Origin of the sequence: Pseudomonas sp. CFBP 8772 (assembly GCF_014841665.1) — a bacterium.
Classification (GTDB): domain Bacteria; phylum Pseudomonadota; class Gammaproteobacteria; order Pseudomonadales; family Pseudomonadaceae; genus Aquipseudomonas; species Aquipseudomonas graminis_B.
In genome coordinates this window covers 496,239-513,824 of sequence record NZ_JACYUI010000001.1, presented here as the reverse complement: position 1 = coordinate 513,824, position 17,586 = coordinate 496,239, and the positions used below count along the sequence as shown (strand labels likewise).

12 protein-coding genes are annotated in these 17,586 nt (G+C 59.8%); 7 read left to right on the top strand and 5 right to left on the bottom strand.

Annotated elements, in window-relative coordinates; translation table 11 throughout:
* Window positions 1-167 precede the first annotated feature (167 nt).
* From ligD to IFT99_RS02255, 3 genes are all read left to right on the top strand, one after another.
* Window positions 168-2,852 (top strand): DNA ligase D, encoded by a 2,685-nt coding sequence (ligD, locus tag IFT99_RS02265; RefSeq protein WP_192130278.1) that lies wholly within the window; start codon window positions 168-170, stop codon window positions 2,850-2,852.
* A 245-nt stretch (window positions 2,853-3,097) separates the two neighbouring features.
* Entirely contained in the window at window positions 3,098-4,345 is a 1,248-nt protein-coding gene (locus IFT99_RS02260) for a zinc-dependent alcohol dehydrogenase (protein ID WP_192130277.1), read from the top strand.
* 25 nt (window positions 4,346-4,370) lie between these two features.
* Window positions 4,371-4,589 carry a PLD nuclease N-terminal domain-containing protein gene (locus IFT99_RS02255; RefSeq protein WP_192130276.1) on the top strand — a complete coding sequence of 73 codons (219 nt, stop codon included), beginning with the start codon at window positions 4,371-4,373 and terminating at the stop codon, window positions 4,587-4,589.
* Between the two features lie 82 nt (window positions 4,590-4,671).
* Here IFT99_RS02255 and IFT99_RS02250 read toward each other — a convergent pair whose 3' ends face one another.
* Entirely contained in the window at window positions 4,672-5,529 is an 858-nt protein-coding gene (locus IFT99_RS02250; RefSeq protein WP_192130275.1) for an SDR family oxidoreductase, read from the bottom strand.
* A gap of 444 nt (window positions 5,530-5,973) precedes the next feature.
* Between IFT99_RS02250 and IFT99_RS02245 the strand changes: the two genes are divergently transcribed.
* Together IFT99_RS02245 and IFT99_RS02240 are read left to right on the top strand one after the other, a co-directional pair.
* On the top strand, window positions 5,974-6,354 hold the full coding sequence (locus IFT99_RS02245) for a RidA family protein (protein WP_192130274.1): 381 nt from the start codon (window positions 5,974-5,976) through the stop codon (window positions 6,352-6,354).
* Between the two features lie 122 nt (window positions 6,355-6,476).
* Window positions 6,477-8,471 carry a peptidase U32 family protein gene (locus IFT99_RS02240; RefSeq protein WP_192130273.1) on the top strand — a complete coding sequence of 665 codons (1,995 nt, stop codon included), beginning with the start codon at window positions 6,477-6,479 and terminating at the stop codon, window positions 8,469-8,471.
* A 54-nt stretch (window positions 8,472-8,525) separates the two neighbouring features.
* On the opposite strand, the gene IFT99_RS02235 is transcribed toward IFT99_RS02240, so the two are convergent.
* Window positions 8,526-8,855, bottom strand: a complete 330-nt coding sequence (locus tag IFT99_RS02235; RefSeq protein WP_192130272.1) for a hypothetical protein — start codon at window positions 8,853-8,855, stop codon at window positions 8,526-8,528.
* A gap of 285 nt (window positions 8,856-9,140) precedes the next feature.
* On the opposite strand from IFT99_RS02235, the gene pcsA reads away from it, so the two are divergent.
* A complete protein-coding gene (gene pcsA, locus IFT99_RS02230; RefSeq protein ID WP_065988791.1) occupies window positions 9,141-9,860 on the top strand; it encodes a phosphatidylcholine synthase in 720 nt (239 codons plus the stop codon).
* A gap of 96 nt (window positions 9,861-9,956) precedes the next feature.
* Here pcsA and IFT99_RS02225 read toward each other — a convergent pair whose 3' ends face one another.
* Entirely contained in the window at window positions 9,957-10,418 is a 462-nt protein-coding gene (locus tag IFT99_RS02225) for an Lrp/AsnC family transcriptional regulator (RefSeq protein WP_192130271.1), read from the bottom strand.
* Between the two features lie 206 nt (window positions 10,419-10,624).
* Here IFT99_RS02225 and IFT99_RS02220 point away from each other — a divergent pair, with 206 nt between their 5' ends.
* Entirely contained in the window at window positions 10,625-11,785 is a 1,161-nt protein-coding gene (locus IFT99_RS02220) for a cysteine desulfurase family protein (protein WP_192130270.1), read from the top strand.
* 458 nt (window positions 11,786-12,243) lie between these two features.
* Here the strand turns inward: IFT99_RS02220 and IFT99_RS02215 are convergent, their stop codons facing one another.
* Both IFT99_RS02215 and IFT99_RS02210 read right to left on the bottom strand, forming a co-directional pair.
* On the bottom strand, window positions 12,244-12,663 hold the full coding sequence (locus IFT99_RS02215; protein ID WP_244656862.1) for a hypothetical protein: 420 nt from the start codon (window positions 12,661-12,663) through the stop codon (window positions 12,244-12,246).
* Window positions 12,660-17,336, bottom strand: a complete 4,677-nt coding sequence (locus IFT99_RS02210) for an RHS repeat-associated core domain-containing protein (protein WP_244656861.1) — start codon at window positions 17,334-17,336, stop codon at window positions 12,660-12,662. Before IFT99_RS02210 ends, IFT99_RS02215 begins: the two co-directional genes overlap by 4 nt.
* Window positions 17,337-17,586 lie beyond the last annotated feature (250 nt).

Here is a 17,586-nt window from a genome sequence, read left to right as displayed (position 1 = left end):
TACTATCAGACCGCGCTGCACGCGTAGGACCGGCTTCAGCCGGGAATGGGCCCGTTCAGGCCCCCCCATTGTTGCGGGTGTCAGGAGAGGATCGAACCGATACCGGAACTCCGCCCCCGCCGCGAACTCTGCGTTAACAGACACAGGCTGCAGGGTGAGGGATTTCCATGAGTGCCGGACTGGACGAATACAACCGCAAGCGCGATTTCGACGCGACGCCCGAGCCGTCAGGCAGCGCCAAGAAAAAACGCGCTTCGAGCAAAAAAGCAGCCCATGCCCTGCAGTTCTGCATCCAGAAGCATGACGCCTCCCGCCTGCATTACGACTTCCGCCTCGAAATCGATGGCACGCTGAAAAGCTGGGCCGTGCCCAAGGGCCCCTCGCTGGACCCGGCAGCCAAGCGCCTGGCGGTGCACGTTGAAGATCACCCGGTCGAATACGCCACCTTCGAGGGCAGCATCCCCGAAGGGCATTACGGTGCCGGCGACGTCATCGTCTGGGACCGCGGCGTGTGGACACCCCTCACCGACCCTGCCGAGGCCTACGCCAAGGGCAAACTCAAATTTGAACTGCAGGGCGAGAAGCTCGGCGGCGTGTGGAATCTGGTAAAGACGCACATTCCCGGCAAGCAGGAGCAGTGGTTCCTGATCAAGCACCTGGACGAATTTGCCCGCCCGGAAAGCGATTACGACGTCGTCAGGGAACTGCCCGACAGCGTGCTCAGCGAGCGCACCCTGATCCCTAAAAAACGCGGGAGCAAAACGGCGGCAACGTCAAAGCCTGACAAGCCCAAAGCGGTAGAGAAAGTCCCCGCCCCCCGGAAGAAATCCGCCAAGGCGCAACTGGTCGGCGCCGAACCTGGTGATATCCCGGATCTCATCAAGCCCGAACTGGCCACGCTGGTGGAGTCCGCGCCTGAGGGCGACTGGCGCTACGAGATCAAGTTCGATGGCTACCGGGTCATGGCGCGAGTCGCCGAGGGCAACGTGCAGCTGTTCACCCGCAATGGCCATGACTGGACGCACAAACTGCCGCACCAGGCCGACGCCATCGCCGGACTGGGCCTTGAATCGGCCTGGCTCGACGGCGAGATGGTCGTCGCCAACGACGAAGGCGTGCCCGACTTCCAGGCCTTGCAGAACGCCTTCGAGGCCGGTCGCAGCGGCAAGATTATTTATTACCTGTTCGACATGCCCTTTCTCAACGGCATGGACCTGCGCGAAGTGCCGCTGGAACAGCGTCGCGCCGCGCTGTCCAAGGTGCTCGAACGGACCGACGACGAGGTGCTCAGGTACTCCGAAGACTTCGCCGAAGTGCCGGAAGTCCTGCTCAACAGCGCCTGCCAGATGAAAATGGAAGGCCTGATCGGCAAGCGCGCCGGCAGCCCTTACCTGTCACGCCGCAGCGGTGATTGGATCAAGCTCAAGTGCAAGCGTCGCCAGGAATTCGTCGTCGTGGGCTACACCGATCCCAAGGGCGCGCGCAGCAAATTCGGCGCATTGCTCTTGGGTTTGCACGATGCCGACAGTGGCGAGTTGAGGTACGCAGGCAAGGTCGGGACCGGTTTCAATGAAGCGACATTGGGCACGATCTACGACCAACTCACGCCGCTCCACGGCAAGAAGGCTGCGGTGGTCAATCCGCCCACCGGCTTTGAAGCCAAGGGCGTGCACTGGCTCAAACCAGTGCTGCTGGCCGAAGTGGCGTTTGCCGAGATCACCAAAGACGGATCGGTCCGGCACGCTGTTTTCCATGGCCTGCGCACCGACAAGCCTGCGGAGTCGATCACCGAGGAGCTACCGGCGCCGGCGCCATCAACCGATCAAACGTCGAAGCCCGGGCAGGCGTCAGACGTGCCAGAAGCGCGATCAGAAGACACGCCAAAACCTGCGACCCCGCGTAAGCGTGCGAAGGCATCCAAACCTGTCAACGCCGAAGAAGGTCCGCGTGAGTCCGACGCCGCCGACACCCGAACAGGCAAGATTCGCCTGACCCACCCCGAGCGGGTGATCGATCCCACCAGCGGCGCGACCAAGCGCGACCTCGCCGATTACTACATCCGCATTTCCGAATGGCTGCTGCCGCAACTGTCCCAACGCCCGGTGGCGCTGGTGCGGGCACCGGAGGGCATCGGCGGCGAGCTGTTCTTTCAGAAAAACGCCGACCGCCTCGCCATCCCCGGCATCGAGACCATGGGCAAGGAATACACCGGCCATCCGGTGATGCTGATCAACAACATCGAAGCACTGATCGGTGCGGTGCAGATGAGTGCCATGGAGCTGCACACGTGGAACGCCGTCGCCAAGAACCTTGAGCGGCCGGACCGCTTCATACTTGACCTCGACCCCGATCCGGCGCTGCCCTGGAAAACCATGGTGGAAGCCACGCAACTGACCCTCGCTGTGCTGGATGAACTGGGGCTCAAATCGTTCCTGAAAACCAGCGGCGGCAAGGGGATTCATGTGGTCGTGCCGTTGACACCGAAAGCGGACTGGGACGCCGTGAAGGATTTCAGTCATGCCATCGTCAAGCACATCGCCAGGCTGCTGCCGGAGCGGTTTTCGGCGGTGGCCGGGCCGAAGAACCGCATTGGCAAGATCTTCATCGACTACCTGCGCAACGGGCTCGGCGCCACCACGATTTGCGCGTACTCGGTGCGCACCCGGGAGGGCCTGCCGGTGTCGGTGCCGATCTATCGCGAAGAACTGCTGGAGATCAAAGGCGCCAACGCCTGGGACATTAACACCGTCCACGAACGTCTCGCCGAACTGGACAGCGACCCGTGGGCGGACCTGGGCAAAACACGCCAGACCATCACCCCCGACATGCGCAAGCGGGTCGGGCTTAAATAACCCATCTGCGACGCGGGCTTCCTGTAGGACCGCGATGACGTAGTAGGACCGGCTTCAGCCGGGAAAGGGTCGGCAGCCACACTGCAAAGATGATGGTGTCTACACAGGCCCCTTCCCGGCTGAAGCCGGTCCAACCGGCACCAAACGCACCGCTAATCCCCCACCGCTGCAAAGTCCTGAACTAAACCCCTCGCTGTCTGCTCCGCTACTTAGTTGCCCCTAATAAATCGCGGAGAAAAACCACAATGAGAGCACTCACCTACCACGGCGCCCATGACGTGAAAGTCGACACCGTCCCCGATCCGGTCATCGAACAGGCTGACGACATCATCCTGCGCGTGACCGCCACCGCAATCTGCGGCTCCGACCTGCACCTCTACCGCGGCAAAATCCCCACCGTCGAACACGGCGATATCTTCGGCCACGAATTCATGGGCATCGTCGAAGACACCGGTTCAGCCGTGACCGCCGTGCAGCGCGGCGACCGAGTGGTGATCCCCTTCGTCATTGCCTGCGGCGAATGCTTCTTCTGCAACATGGACCTGTACGCCGCCTGCGAAACCACCAACACCGGTCGCGGCGCGATCATCAACAAGAAGGCCATTCCACCGGGGGCTGCGCTGTTCGGCTTCAGCCACTTGTACGGCGGCATCCCTGGCGGCCAGGCCGAATACGTGCGCGTGCCGAAAGCCAACACCGGGCCGTTCAAGGTCCCTGGCACGCTGTCGGACGAAAAGGTGCTGTTCCTCTCCGACATCCTGCCCACCGGTTACCAGGCGGTCCTGAACACCGGCATCGGTCAGGGTTCGAGTATCGCCATCTACGGCGCGGGTCCTGTGGGGCTGATGGCTGCGGCCGTGGCCCGGATGCTCGGCGCCGATCAGATCTTCATGGTGGACCATCACGCTTACCGACTGGCGTACGCCCAGGCCACCTACGGCGTGATCCCGATCAACTTCGATGAAGACGACGACCCGGCCGATACCATCATTCGTCAGACCAAGGGCATGCGCGGTGTGGACGGCGTGGTCGATGCGGTGGGTTTCGAAGCCAAGGGCAGCACCACCGAAACCATTCTGACCAACCTGAAAATCGAAGGCAGCAGCGGTAAGGCGCTGCGCCAGTGCATTGCTGCCGTGCGCCGTGGCGGCGTGGTCAGCGTGCCGGGTGTGTACGCCGGTTTCATCCACGGCTTCCTGTTCGGCGATGCGTTCGACAAGGGCCTGACCTTCAAAATGGGCCAGACCCACGTGCAGCGCTACCTGCCGGAATTGCTGGAACACATTGAAGCCGGCCGTCTCGCGCCCGAAGCGATCATCAGCCACCGCATGTCTCTGGAGCAGGCCGCTGAAGGCTACAAGATTTTCGACAAGAAACAGGAAGACTGCCGCAAGGTCATCCTGACCCCCGGCAGCCCGGAAATCCCTTTGGCTGCATCCGTGACCGAAACTGAAACGGGTACTGCAACGGTTACCGGCATCCCCGCCATGTGATCCCGCGCGGACCGAGGACAATGAAATGGACACGGTGTTCTCGGCCGCCCTGGTGGTCTTCATCCTTCTGATCGACGTGTGGGCCATCGCCAGTGTCTGGCGCGGCCCCGAATCGCCCTGGACCAAAATTGGCTGGGTGGTGCTGATCTTCATCTTCCCAGTGGTCGGCGTTGCTATCTGGGGCATCGCCGGGCCACGAGGCATCGCCAAATCCCCCACGTCCAGGGTACGCCGCAGGGGCTGAAGCGCTGTGAGGGCTGCCTCTTTTGCTGCGCGGCGAGCAGGCGCGAGTCCTGGGCGCGACGCAGCAGTCCATCCATGATCAGTTACAGGATCGGCTTGCCGCCGGTCACCCCATAACGTGTGCCCGAAATGTAACTGCCTTCGTCGGAGCCCAGCAGTACGTAGATCGGTGCGACCTCCACCGGCTGACCCGGACGGCCAAGTGGCGTTTCCTCGCCGAAGCTTTTCACGTCTTCGTCGGTCATGGTCGACACAATCAGCGGCGTCCAGATCGGGCCGGGCGCGACGCTGTTCACGCGAATGCCGCGCTCACCGAGCAACTGCGCCAGGCCAGCGGTGAAGTTGGCGATGGCGCCCTTGGTGGCCGCGTACGGCAGCAGCGTTGGCTTAGGCGAATCGGAATTGACCGAACTGGTGTTGATGATCGAACTGCCCGCAGCCATGTGGGGCACCGCCGCCTTGCAGATGCGAAACATCGCGGTGACGTTGATATCGAAGGTTTTCACCCATTCCTCGTCGGAGATTTCCTCAAGAGATGCGTGGGACATCTGGAACGCGGCGTTATTGACCAGCACGTCGATGCGGCCGAACTTCCTCACCGTTTCATCGACGATGGCCAGGCACTGCGCCTTCTCGGCCAGATCGCCCGGCAGCAGCAGGCACTGACGGCCCGCCTCCTCCACCCAGCGTGCGGTTTCCTTGGCATCTTCGTGTTCATCGAGGTACGAAATCGCCACGTCAGCGCCTTCACGGGCGTAGGCGATAGCGACTGCACGGCCAATGCCGCTGTCGCCGCCGGTGATCAGCGCAATCTTGTTGCTCATGCGGCCCGAGCCCTTGTAGCGGGTCTCGCCGCAGTCCGGGTAGGGGTCCATTCGGCTCTGATCGCCAGGAACAGGCTGCTGTTGAGGCTTGAACGGCGGTTTCGGGTAATCAGTCATGGGGCTCTCCTTGAAATGTTCCAACCCAAACGGTCAGCGTTAAAAGTGGACTGAACGACCGGGGACGAGTTCGGAGTTTTTTTGCAGCGGCCCTGCTCGACGATTCGCCAGATGCTCCAGCGCCGGGGTTGATTGTTCCCGCAACGGAAACACTGTATTGCGAAATGATAGCTAGCTAACGGTTAACCTCACTGCTAGTTTCAATGACGTTGAATCCGCCGATTTGACAACCCCCCCGGAGCCGCCTTCACGTCAGAGATAACGTGACGGCGGCTCGCTTTTTGTGGACAGCCCCAGGCGCATTGGCACGAATTTTCTGATCGGACCCCTGCTCACTCGGCCGGCCACCGCGCTGTCAAGCCTCCCTTTTCCCTTCCGAGTCGGACATCATGGCCGTCGGCCGTTCCTGGCCGGTCATCCACACACTCGTAGAAGAGAACGCCCATGGCCAACCACGACATCACCTTCACGCCGGATCCTGACGCCGATTCCATCTCCTCGGACGTCGCCGGTTTCGGCGGTCTGCTGGTTTCCACGCAGATCCCCACCCGGGCCGACGGCAGCCTGGAACTGGGCGGTATCGTCGAGCAGAGCGAATGCACGTTGCAGGCGTTGAAAGGGGCACTGGAGCGGGCCGGCAGTTCCATGGACCGCGTGCTCCACCTGACCATCTACCTCACCGACATGGCCGATCGGGCCGCATTCAACGAAGTCTACACACGCTTTTTCGCCAAACCCTGGCCTGTGCGCGCCGCAGTGGGCGTCGCCGCGTTGGCCGTCGAAGGCATGCGCGTGGAAGTCACGGCGATGGCCGCCAAGGCCTGATCACGCGGGTTTCCGGCGCCCCCAGCCCACGGGCGGGCGCCATCGGGCAGCAGACGGGTGCCGGTCAGGCGTTTCGCCGCTACAATGCGCGCCTTGACCGTGACCGTGCCGACTAAAAAAATATGTCTCTGCCCAAACATCACCTGGAATTGCTCAGCCCTGCCCGCGACGTGGCCATTGCCCGCGAGGCCATTCTGCATGGCGCTGACGCGATCTACATTGGCGGCCCGAGCTTCGGCGCGCGCCACAACGCGGCCAACGACGTCAGCGAAATCGCCCAACTGGTCGAATTCGCCCGCCGCTACCACGCCCGCGTCTTCACCACCATCAACACCATCCTTCACGACAACGAGCTGGAGCCGGCGCGCAAGCTGATCCATCAGCTCTACGACGCTGGCGTCGACGCGCTGATCGTGCAGGACCTCGGCGTGATGGAGCTGGACATTCCGCCCATCGAGCTGCACGCCAGCACCCAGACCGACATCCGCACCATGGAGCGGGCACGCTTTCTCGATCAGGCCGGTTTCTCGCAGCTGGTGCTGGCCCGTGAGCTGAACCTCCAGGAAATCCGCGCCATCGCCGACGAAACCGATGCCGCCATCGAATTCTTCATTCACGGCGCGCTGTGCGTAGCTTTCTCCGGTCAGTGCAATATTTCCCACGCACACACCGGGCGCAGTGCCAACCGTGGCGACTGCTCCCAGGCCTGCCGTCTGCCCTACACGCTGAAAGACGATCAGGGCCGCGTGGTTGCCTACGAGAAGCACCTGCTGTCGATGAAAGACAACAACCAGAGCGCCAACCTGCGCGCACTGGTGGATGCCGGCGTGCGTTCGTTCAAGATCGAAGGGCGCTACAAGGACATGGGCTATGTGAAGAACATCACGGCCTACTACCGTCAGCGTATGGACGAGATCCTCGAAGACCGTCCGGACCTGGCCCGCGCCTCCAGCGGCCGCACCGCGCACTTCTTCCTGCCGGACCCGGACAAGACTTTCCACCGGGGCAGCACCGACTATTTCGTCACCGACCGCAAGGTCGACATCGGCGCGTTCGATTCGCCGACCTTCACCGGCCTGCTGGTCGGCGTGGTCGAGAAAGTCGGCAAGCGTGACTTGCAGGTGGTGACCCATGAGCCGCTGTCCAACGGTGACGGCCTCAATGTGCTGGTCAAGCGCGAAGTGGTGGGTTTCCGCGCCAACATCGCCGAGCCAAAAGGTGAGTTCGAAGAAGACGGCGAGAAGCGCTACCGCTACCGCGTCGAGCCGAACGAGATGCCGAAAGGCCTGCAACTGCGGCCCAACCATCCGCTCAGTCGCAACCTCGATCACAACTGGCAACAGGCTTTGCAGAAGACCTCGGCCGAACGCCGCATCGGCCTGTCATGGGTGGCGCGCCTGCGTGAAGAGCGTCTGGAACTGGTCGCCACCAGCGAGGAAGGCATCAGCGCTCGCGTCGAGCTGAACGGCCCGTTTGGCGTCGCCAATAAACCGGAGCAGGCGCTGGAGCAGCTCCACGATCTGCTCGGCCAGCTCGGCACCACCGAATACCACGCGACTGCCATTGAGCTGGACGCGCCGCAAGCGTTCTTCATTCCGAACTCGCAACTCAAAGCGTTGCGCCGTGAAGTCATCGAGACCTTGACCGCCGCTCGCATCCAGGCGCACCCGCGCGGTGCCCGCAAGCCGGAAACGTCGCCGCCGCCGGTTTACCCCGAGGCGCACCTGTCGTTCCTGGCCAACGTTTACAACGAGAAGGCGCGGCACTTCTATCACCGTCACGGCGTGCAGTTGATCGACGCCGCGTACGAGGCCCATGAAGAGAAAGGCGAAGTGCCGGTGATGATTACCAAACACTGCCTGCGCTTCTCCTTCAACCTGTGCCCCAAGCAGGCCAAGGGTGTGACCGGCGTGCGCACCAAGGTCGCGCCGATGCAACTGGTCCATGGCGATGAGGTGCTGACGTTGAAGTTCGATTGCAAGCCGTGCGAGATGCACGTGATCGGCAAGATCAAAGGCCATATTCTGGGCCTGCCCCAGCCGGGCAGCGGCGTGCAGGTGGTGGGGCATATCAGCCCGGCTGATCTGCTGAAGACCATCCCGCGCGGGGCGCACTGATCCTGCTATCGCGTTGATTGCTCGCGCTGCACCTCGGGGCTGCAGCGCGGTCAGTCAGCGCCGTGCGACTTCGTGCTTGATGCAGCCTTCGTAATACACCTGTTTGACGCTTTCCGGCCGCAGCCTCGAAGGGCTGTCGTAAGTCTGCTCGGTAATGCCCAGGGCACTCATGCGCATCCATTGCTGGGCGAAATGCTGGGCCTGCATCTTCTTGCGGGCGCCGTACAGCGTCAGGCCGGACAGTTTGTATTGTTGAGCGGTACCGGCCATCCCCGCGCCCCAGGTGCAGAGGTCGCGTTCGTTCTTGTTTGGACTGCGCGCGAAGGCCTGGGAAGTCACCGTTATGAGCACGCAGAAGGTCAGTAGAGTCTTGAGAAATGACATGCCATTCCTTGCCTAAGTGACTGATCAGGCGTGGATTCTGACGAGGTACGGCGCCCATCGGGGCCAGCATATTGCCTTTTTTGTTTGTCAGCCGACCAATGACACCTGCACCCCTGCGCTCCACGGCACGGCGTCACATTTGAGTAACGAAAGCCTGCGCCGCCTGCTACCGTGTAGGGGTTACGTATGAACCTTATCGACCGATCCCCGGTCGATAGATGCACCTCTGGTTCCGTCACCGTTGTTGTCCCCGACCGAACCCGCTTATTTCCAGAAGGACCGTCCATGATTCCGATTCAACGCATCGCCTGGCTCAAGGCCTGGGGCGCCCATGGTTTTACCGCCACGGGCGTGGTGCTCGCCTTTCTCGCGACCATTGCTCTGTTCGACAACCAACCCAAGGCGTGCCTGCTCTGGCTGGGCTTCGCCCTGATCGTCGATGGCGTAGACGGCTCCCTGGCGCGCAAGCTGAACGTGCAGTCGGTCCTGCCGCACTTCGACGGCTCGGTGCTCGACCTGGTGATCGATTACCTGACCTACGTGTTCATTCCCGCCCTGTTCATCTACCGCTACATCCCGCTGCCGGAATACACTCTGCTGCTGACCACCTCGATCATCCTGGTGTCGTCGCTGTTCTGTTTCTGCAACGTCGAAATGAAAAGCAAGGACAACTACTTTCAGGGCTTCCCCGCCGCCTGGAACGTCGTCGCCCTGTGCGTCTACATCCTTTCTCCGGCGCCATGGCTGACTTTCATCACGGTGATCTGCCTGGCGCTGCTGACGGTGACGCGCATGAAGTTCCTGCACCCGTTCCGCGTCCGCCGCTTCATGCCCCTGAACATCGCAGTCACTGCCGTGTGGTTCTTCTGCAGCTTCCTGCTGGTGATGAATCATCCGTACAACGGATCGGTGGCCCTGTTCGTGTGGTTGGCCATGTCAGCGTACTTCCTGGGGATCTGCATCTGGCGCACGTCCATGGAATGGATCGACAAAGCCCGCGTCTGATTCAACAGACGACTTTCTTCGACGCATAAAAAAGCAGCCCTCTTCGGAGGGCTGTTTTTTTTGCGCAGGATTTGGATGAAGCGTGCTGATGCGGGTTTACAGGGTGTAGCTCAACGGCAGCTGTGTCGTGGACTTGATCTGCTCCATGGCGAAGCTGGAACTCATGTCAGTGATGCCCGACAACTGGATCAGCTTTTTGTAAACGGCATCGTAGCCAGCGATGTCCGGCACCACGATCCGCAGCATGTAGTCTGTATCGCCCGCCATGCGATAGCACTCCACCACTTCGGGCAGCGTGGCGATCAGATCATGGAAACGACCCAGCCACTGGGCGTTGTGCTGATTGGTTCGAATGGCGGCGAACACCGTTACCGCGACGTTCAACTGCGCCGGGTCAAGCAGCGCGACTCGCCCGCGAATCATGCCCTGCTCTTCGAGCTTTTGTACGCGACGCCAGCATGCGGTGCTGCCGAGGCCGACGCTGTCGGCGATTTCTGCAATCGGGCGGGTGCAGTCGTTCTGCAGAATGCTCAGGATGGCCTGGTCGAATTTGTCCATGGAACGCGCGGTGGCCTCGGTAAATTCATATGCCGGGAAGCGATAAGGATAGGCCAGAAAGGCCAGCTGATAAAATGATATTCCCTTTAATGAGCCTTTGATGGAAATTCATTCTAATCCGAGGGCAAATCTCCGTTGAGGAATCAATTTTTTTTCACCCTGACGCTAGTAGTATTTTCGGCACGACGGACAGCGCAGAACACCCCATGAAAACACTCCCTTGTTATTTCGATTACGCCGCCACCACCCCGGTCGATGACCGCGTCATCCAGGCCATGGTCACCTGCCTCGGCCGCGAAGGTACCTTCGGCAACCCGGCCTCCAGCTCCCACGCCTACGGCAATCAGGCCCGGCAGTCCGTGGAGTTGGCGCGCCGTCAGGTTGCAGAACTGGTGGGTTGCAGTGCCGATGACCTGGTCTGGACCTCAGGCGCGACAGAGTCCAACAACCTGGCGATCAAGGGCATCGCGCTCAACCTCAACAATGGCGCCCGCCGTCACCTCATCACCAGCACCATCGAACACAAAGCCGTCATCGACACCGTTCGCCAGCTTGAGCAAGCCGGTTGCCCGGTGACCTGGCTCGAACCCGACAGCCGCGGCCTGATTCACCCCGACGCCGTGCGCCACGCACTGCGAGATGACACGCTGTTGGTGTCGCTGATGCTGGTCAACAACGAACTGGGCACCGTCACCGATATCTCGGCCATCGGCCAAATCGTGCGTGAACACGGCGCCCTCTTCCACGTCGACGCCGCCCAGGGCGCTGGCAAACTGGCGATCGACCTGAGCGCATTGCCGGTGGACCTGATGTCCTTCTCCGCGCACAAAACCTACGGCCCGAAAGGCATCGGCGCACTCTACGTCGGCGACCGCGCGCGATCGCTGCTCGAAGCACAGATGCACGGCGGCGGCCACGAACAGGGTTACCGCTCCGGCACCCTCGCCACCCACCAGATCGTCGGCATGGGCGCGGCGTACGCACTGGCCAGCGCCGAAATGGACGAAGAAGTCGCGCGCATCGCTGCGTTGTCCGCGCAACTGCGCGAAGGCCTGCTCGGCTTGGACGGCGTGAGCCTGAACGGCGATCCCCAACAACGCGTTCCCCATACGCTCAACGTCTGCATCGACAGCCCGGGGTTTAACGTTGCCAGTCTTGCCAGCGAACTGGCCGTTTCTTCGACCTCGGCGTGTAACTCCGCGAGCAGCAGCGTTTCTCACGTGTTGCTGGCGTTGGGGCTGAGTAAAGCCCAGGCCGGGAGCAGCTTGCGGTTAAGCCTGGGGCGGTATACCAAGGTGGGTGATGTGGAGAAGGCGATTGCAGTGATTGCCGGGAAGTTGACTGCGCCGGCTAAGACGTTTTGGTAGGAAAGTGGGTTGATCGTAAGGGGACGATTATAAGGGGACTGATTTATTTACAGCGCTTCACCGTAAATTAATCTGTCCCCGATAGCGGAAGGGGTTAAAGGTTCAAAAGGTCTCCGTCCCCTTTAACCCCTCAAGCCACAGTGAATTTTGGTCATAATAGCTTAAGCGTGCATCGTAATTCGCCTCGGTCTCGGAGATGCAATCTTTCAAGTAAACAAACTCTTGATCTGCTCGGACGCAATACTCACTCGCCCTCAGATCGCTCATAAGGCAGCGGGCGGTAAGAACATTAGGAAAAACCAATCTATATTCGTGACTCATGAGCCGTGCGGCCTCCCTCGAACTGTGGGTAAATCGATGGGGTTACGGATGTCAATATGACTTTCACTAGTTCAAGGGGTCCGTCCCAATAAGCTATCGTAGGCAGCCCGCCTTAATACGAAAGAACCCAAAGAGCATTACTCCCTACGTCTATTTTTATTTTTAGTCTCTTCAAGGTTGTATTCTGCTGCGCGAGCAACATGCTTGTTTTGATCATTAAGTAGTCTTTCCAATATTGTAATTGGTGCTTTTTTGTTGGCGGCCACTGCGATGCGTACAACGTAGCTCTCATCCCTAGATAGAACTTCGAAGAGCGCCGGTGACAGCTTTCTTTTTGCTGCAACGAACTGCCGGACGGTGCTATCAAACTGGCATAGCTCTTCTAGGATCTCTAATGGTACATTTTTATTATGCGAAACCCATCTTCTGTAATTCGGGTATCTTTTTATTACATCTCGCCATACCGAAATCGGGGCCTCCTCAGTTGCAGCTCTATCGTATTCACTTTTGATGGAGCTACTCCGTAAAGCAATAAACTCCTCAGCAGATGTAATCATTTTTCATCCTTACACTTCAAAGATTTAAAACTAATATTCTTTCCGACCCCACTTTTATGCTTGTTCATATGGTCTCCGTAAATGTCAGTGTCCGCGAGCCACTCGCCAGATTCGTCGTAGACTTTCCAAGCACTTTCACCATGGCCTGTCTTATCTACTGACCACCACTGCTGTTTTTTAGGATCTAGGTAGTATTTCGCATAACCCACGCCAGGGACATTACCCTCGCAAACCCTGTCGTACCGATTTACCTCCCATTTTTTTCTGCATGCGCGTTTACAGTTTTGGTTAGGCTTATCAGACTTAGGCTTTCGCCCCGGTCCAACGGCCGAACTTGCCAGCCCTAACGGATCGACCCAGCTGATTGAGTTCGGCCCGTATTGGTAGATGTTCAGTCCACCTAGATACCCAATCGGGTCCTCGCTAATGAACCGCCCGACCCTTGGATCATAGTATCGATGCCGGTTGTAGTGCAGGCCGGTTTCGTGGTCGTGGTATTGGCCTTGGAAGCGGATCGGGTTGGTCAGGCCGACTTGTTGGGCGAACTCCGAACGGTTTTCCTGTGCTTCGCCCCACGCTTTGTATTGGGCGCTCCAGGCGGTATTGCCGTTTTGGTCGGTGATTTCCTGGGGCGTGCCGAGGTGGTCGCATTGGTACCAGGCCAACGCATCAATCGGCAGCGCCACCGGTTTGTAGTTCCAGAGCGGGTCTTCTTTGAAGTTGTAGCGCCCTTCGTAAGTGGGTTGGCTTACGAGGCGGATGGTTTCGTGGCGGATGGCCTGGGCCACCGGGACGAAAGTGCCCGGTTCATGGATGTAGTGGACGGTGCGGCCGAGGGCGCCGGCGTATGGCGGCGGGCTGCTTTCCCAGGCGAGGGTGTCGCCGTCCCAGCCGTACAGGGTGAAGCCGCAGCCGAGCTCGCGCTCTTTACTGGCGTGTTCGTTTTCGTTCCAGCCGGTGCCGGCTTCGGGGCGCGGTCGGTAGTGGGCTTTGGAGAATTTGTAGAGGCGACGTCCGAGAGGGTCGTAGCCGAAGTCTACGGTGAGGCGCGGATCGCAGAAGTGCACCAGGCGATCGAAGAGGTCCCAGTGCAGTTCGCTGCGCAAGCCGTTGGTCCAGCGCTCGGTCTGGTTGCCACGTTCGTCGTATTCGTAGTGGTTGCCGGCGTAGTCGCGCAGCAGGTTGTCGATCAGCTTGTAGCGGACAGGCTCCGGATCTAACGGGCGGCGGACGGGTGCTGCGCTGTCGTCGAGCAGGTTGCTCGCGGGGTCGAAGGCGAAGGTTTCCACGCCCAAGCGGCTGGTTGCGCTGAGCAGCCGATTGACGGGGTCGTAACGATACGAAAGCGGGCCACGGCGGCTGTCGTTGATGTCGGTGAGCTGCCCGGCAGCGTCGTAGCTGTAGGTGCGTTTGATGACGGTGGATTTGTCGTCTGCTCGGCCCAGTAATTGTTCTTGTAGGCGTCCCGCCGGGCCCCAGCTTTGGGTTTGCAGGAGTTGGTTGTCCTGGTGGCGGGCGACTTCGCGATGCAGGTCGTCACGCTCGTAACTGAGCAGTTCGTGCTCGTCGAGCTTGAGGCCGAGCAGATGGCCGCTGCCATAGGTGAGCCAACTGACGCGGTTGCCGTCCGGGCGAATGGTGGCAACGCGGTTGTTGAGCGCGTCGTACTCGTGCTGCCAGACGGCAACCAGTGGTTTTTCCAGATTCGAGTAATGCTGATGCTCGCGCAGCAGGTTGCCAGCCGGGTCGTGAAACCATTGCAGTTTGCTGATGGCGTTGGTCGCCATGACCAGATGGCCATTGCCGTCATAGGCGAAGGTTTCGCTTTGGGATTGCTCTCCCAGCGTGGCGCAGCGCTCTGTCAAACGGCCCATGGGGTCGAAGGTCAGTGCGATCGAGCGCTGGCCATTGATGGTTTCGGCCAGACGCCCCGTTTGGGGATCGTACTGATAGCGGGTCGAGCGACCGTCGAAACCGCTCTCTTCCAGCAGCCTGCCCACTGGATCGTAGTGAAAGTGAGCGCGGCGTTCGTTTTCGTTTTCCAGCGCCACGAGGCGCCCCAGTTTGTCCCAGCGGTAACGCAAGGTTTGCTCGGCTGCGTCGACGCGTTCGGCGATAAATCCTGCAGCGGTGTAACGCCAGGTGGTGCAGCGTTCCAGGCCGTCGGAGTGGGCGAGCAGCCGACCTTCGGCGTCGCGGCTAAAGCGTTCTTCGGTTTTGTCCGGGTGCTTGATCAGGACAAGCTGACCCGCTTTGTATTCGTACGTGGTCCTGTGCCCGGCCGGGTCAGTGAAGCGAACCATTTGGCCGCGTTCGTCGTACTCCCAAACACTGACCTTGCCCGAGCAGTCGGTGTACTTAACGAGTTGTCCGGCGTCGTTATAGGCCAACGCTTTTGTATTGCCGTTGGCGTCCTTGATCGCAGTAGGAAGACCAAACGAGTTGTAGGTGTATTCGGTTGTGTTCTCTAGCGGGTCGATCGCCTCAACCAGATTCCCGCGAAAGTCGTAGTCCCGTGTCCACAAACCGCCCTCGCCATCGCTGATCTTGATCAGGTGGCTTTTATCGTCGTACGCGTAATTCATGACGCTGTGATCAGCGCGGGTGTGCTCGGTCAGATTACTCAGCTTGTCGTAGCGATAGCGGTCTGTACTGCCATCGGTATGGACGTGGCGAATGATGTTTTTTGCAGCATCACGGAAGAACCATTCCGAACGCCCGTCCGCATGGCAAATGCGATAGGTGTAGCCAAGGCTGTCGTAGTAGTGCCGGGTTTCGTGGCCCAAAGCATCCGTGACGTAGGTCAGACGGATGTTTTCATCCCACGTCAGCCGAGTATCAAAGCTGCCGTCATCGGCCCATTCACGAATGGCCTTGGCGTCGGCCCCCGTGCCTTGCCATTGCAAGTTCAAACCGCGATTGGTGCGGTCGGTATAACGAGTAATCAGGTGGTTTTGATACTGGTAGTGCCAGGCCGAACCGTTTTCGTCCTGCGCTAAAGTGAGATCGCCAGAAACGTCGTATTGATACGCGCACAGTTGACGTTTGACTTCGCCATCACGTATTTCCCAAAGGCCCGTCAGACGCCCTTGATCATCAATCAAAGTGCCAAGGCGAAGATGGACTTTGTTTACATCTTTCTCCGAGTAAGCCACCAACTCGGAAAGCACCAATCCCCCACCGTGCCGATGCTCGTAATGCAGCATCACCCCAGCGTCGTTGGGCAAAACCTTGTTGATCAGAACAAAACGACCACCCCGTCGAACATAGGTTTCCCTGTGTTCCAGGCCACGCATCAGCACCAACCGGTCCTTGCTGAGGCGAACGACGGTCAGGTTTTCAATGGCGTTGAAGTGAAACAGCTTGACCTTGGGAAGAGGAAATTCATGGCTGCGACCGTCGAAGTCATGGAAAACCAAACCATCACCCACACAATCAAACCGCGTGGTAAACGGCGTGATCCAGCGTGCGCCGATAACGCCCTCATCGTAGGCATCCAGACTGGAGCAATAGGTCCGCGTCCACTCAATCGGAAACGGCCCTGGCAGGCTGAAATCGGTATGACTGACCGACTCCGAACCCATCGCAAAGCTGATGCTCTTGATCGTCGACGCACAGGCGCAATTCTTCTGTTCGTTGGGCCGACCCTTGGCAGGCCTCTCGTGCTGAACAACTTCGAGCTTGCCTTCGCCGGCCCGGCGCTTGGCCTGATTAACCATCCCCGGCTTGATGTTGAAAGACTGCCCATGCCCGTTGCGCGCCCGCCAGGAGACCACTGCACCCGCCAAAGTCTGCAGCAACGCCCCAATCGAGTTCTGGACCCCAGGATCCGCCAGACCATTAATCTGGGTCCGAAGCTCCGAGCCCATGGCACGCAGCGCTTTGGCCTGCCTGCGTACCGGGTCTTTCAGCACCTCAGGCACAAGATGTTCGACGGTGCCGTTGACGATGTGTTGGCCGGCAGCGATGTAAACGTCGGCAACCGCGATGAAGATATTGGAAATCGCGCCTTTGGGATCGTAGTCCCACTGCTGGCGCCCCTCGCTGATCAGCTCCACCGCCTCAAGCAGATTGCCCTCGGCATCGAGATCGCCGTTGATCACGCTCTCCAGGCCCTTGGCGATCTCGTTCAACACGCCTTCGCCCAGTTTCCCCGCAGCGTCGAGAATCCCGGGAAGCTTGCCCTGCGCCTGAGTCACGAAGTCATCAAGCGTCCCAACGATGTCCGCATTGAGATGCCCAATCAGCACCTCAATCAGCGAATCCCCAAGCACCAACTTGCCCGCCTGAAGCATCTCCTGACGCACCAGAAACAGCGTCGGCCGCAGGCTCATTCGCGCTGCCGCCATGGTCGGCGGCGTCGGCAAGACGCCAATCAGATTGATGCCCAGACTCACCCAATCCAGCGGATCGCGCGTCTCACTCGTCGCCAGCCGAACGATGTCATTCAGCGCATCAACCAGCGCCATGATGTTGCCCACCACCGGTAGAAAACCGGCAGCGCTCTTGATCCGCTCAAGCGAAACAACCCCGCCGCTGATGTCCTGCAGCCAGGCATCGACATTGGCCGCGCCAGCCCCAACGTCCTCAAGCTGAATCAGATCAAGCGGCACAACCGCCACTTCAGGTTCGCGTTTCTCACCACCAACGGGCAGATTTAAGGGGGTCGCCAAGGATGCTCTCCGTGCTCAAAAACCATCCGAAAAGGCGTGAATGCCAATCCGGGGGCGACGGAGATATCAAGGGCTATGCCAGCTATAAATTAGCCAAACAAAATCAACAGTTTAAGAGAAATAACGGTAGGTTTAAGTGAACGCTCAACCCGAAAACAAAGAACAAGTGCGCAAGAAGTTGCGCACCCCTGTGCAACTTCTTGCGCACTCGTCTGTACACCACGAACGACGTGGCCTCCAACCCACCAAT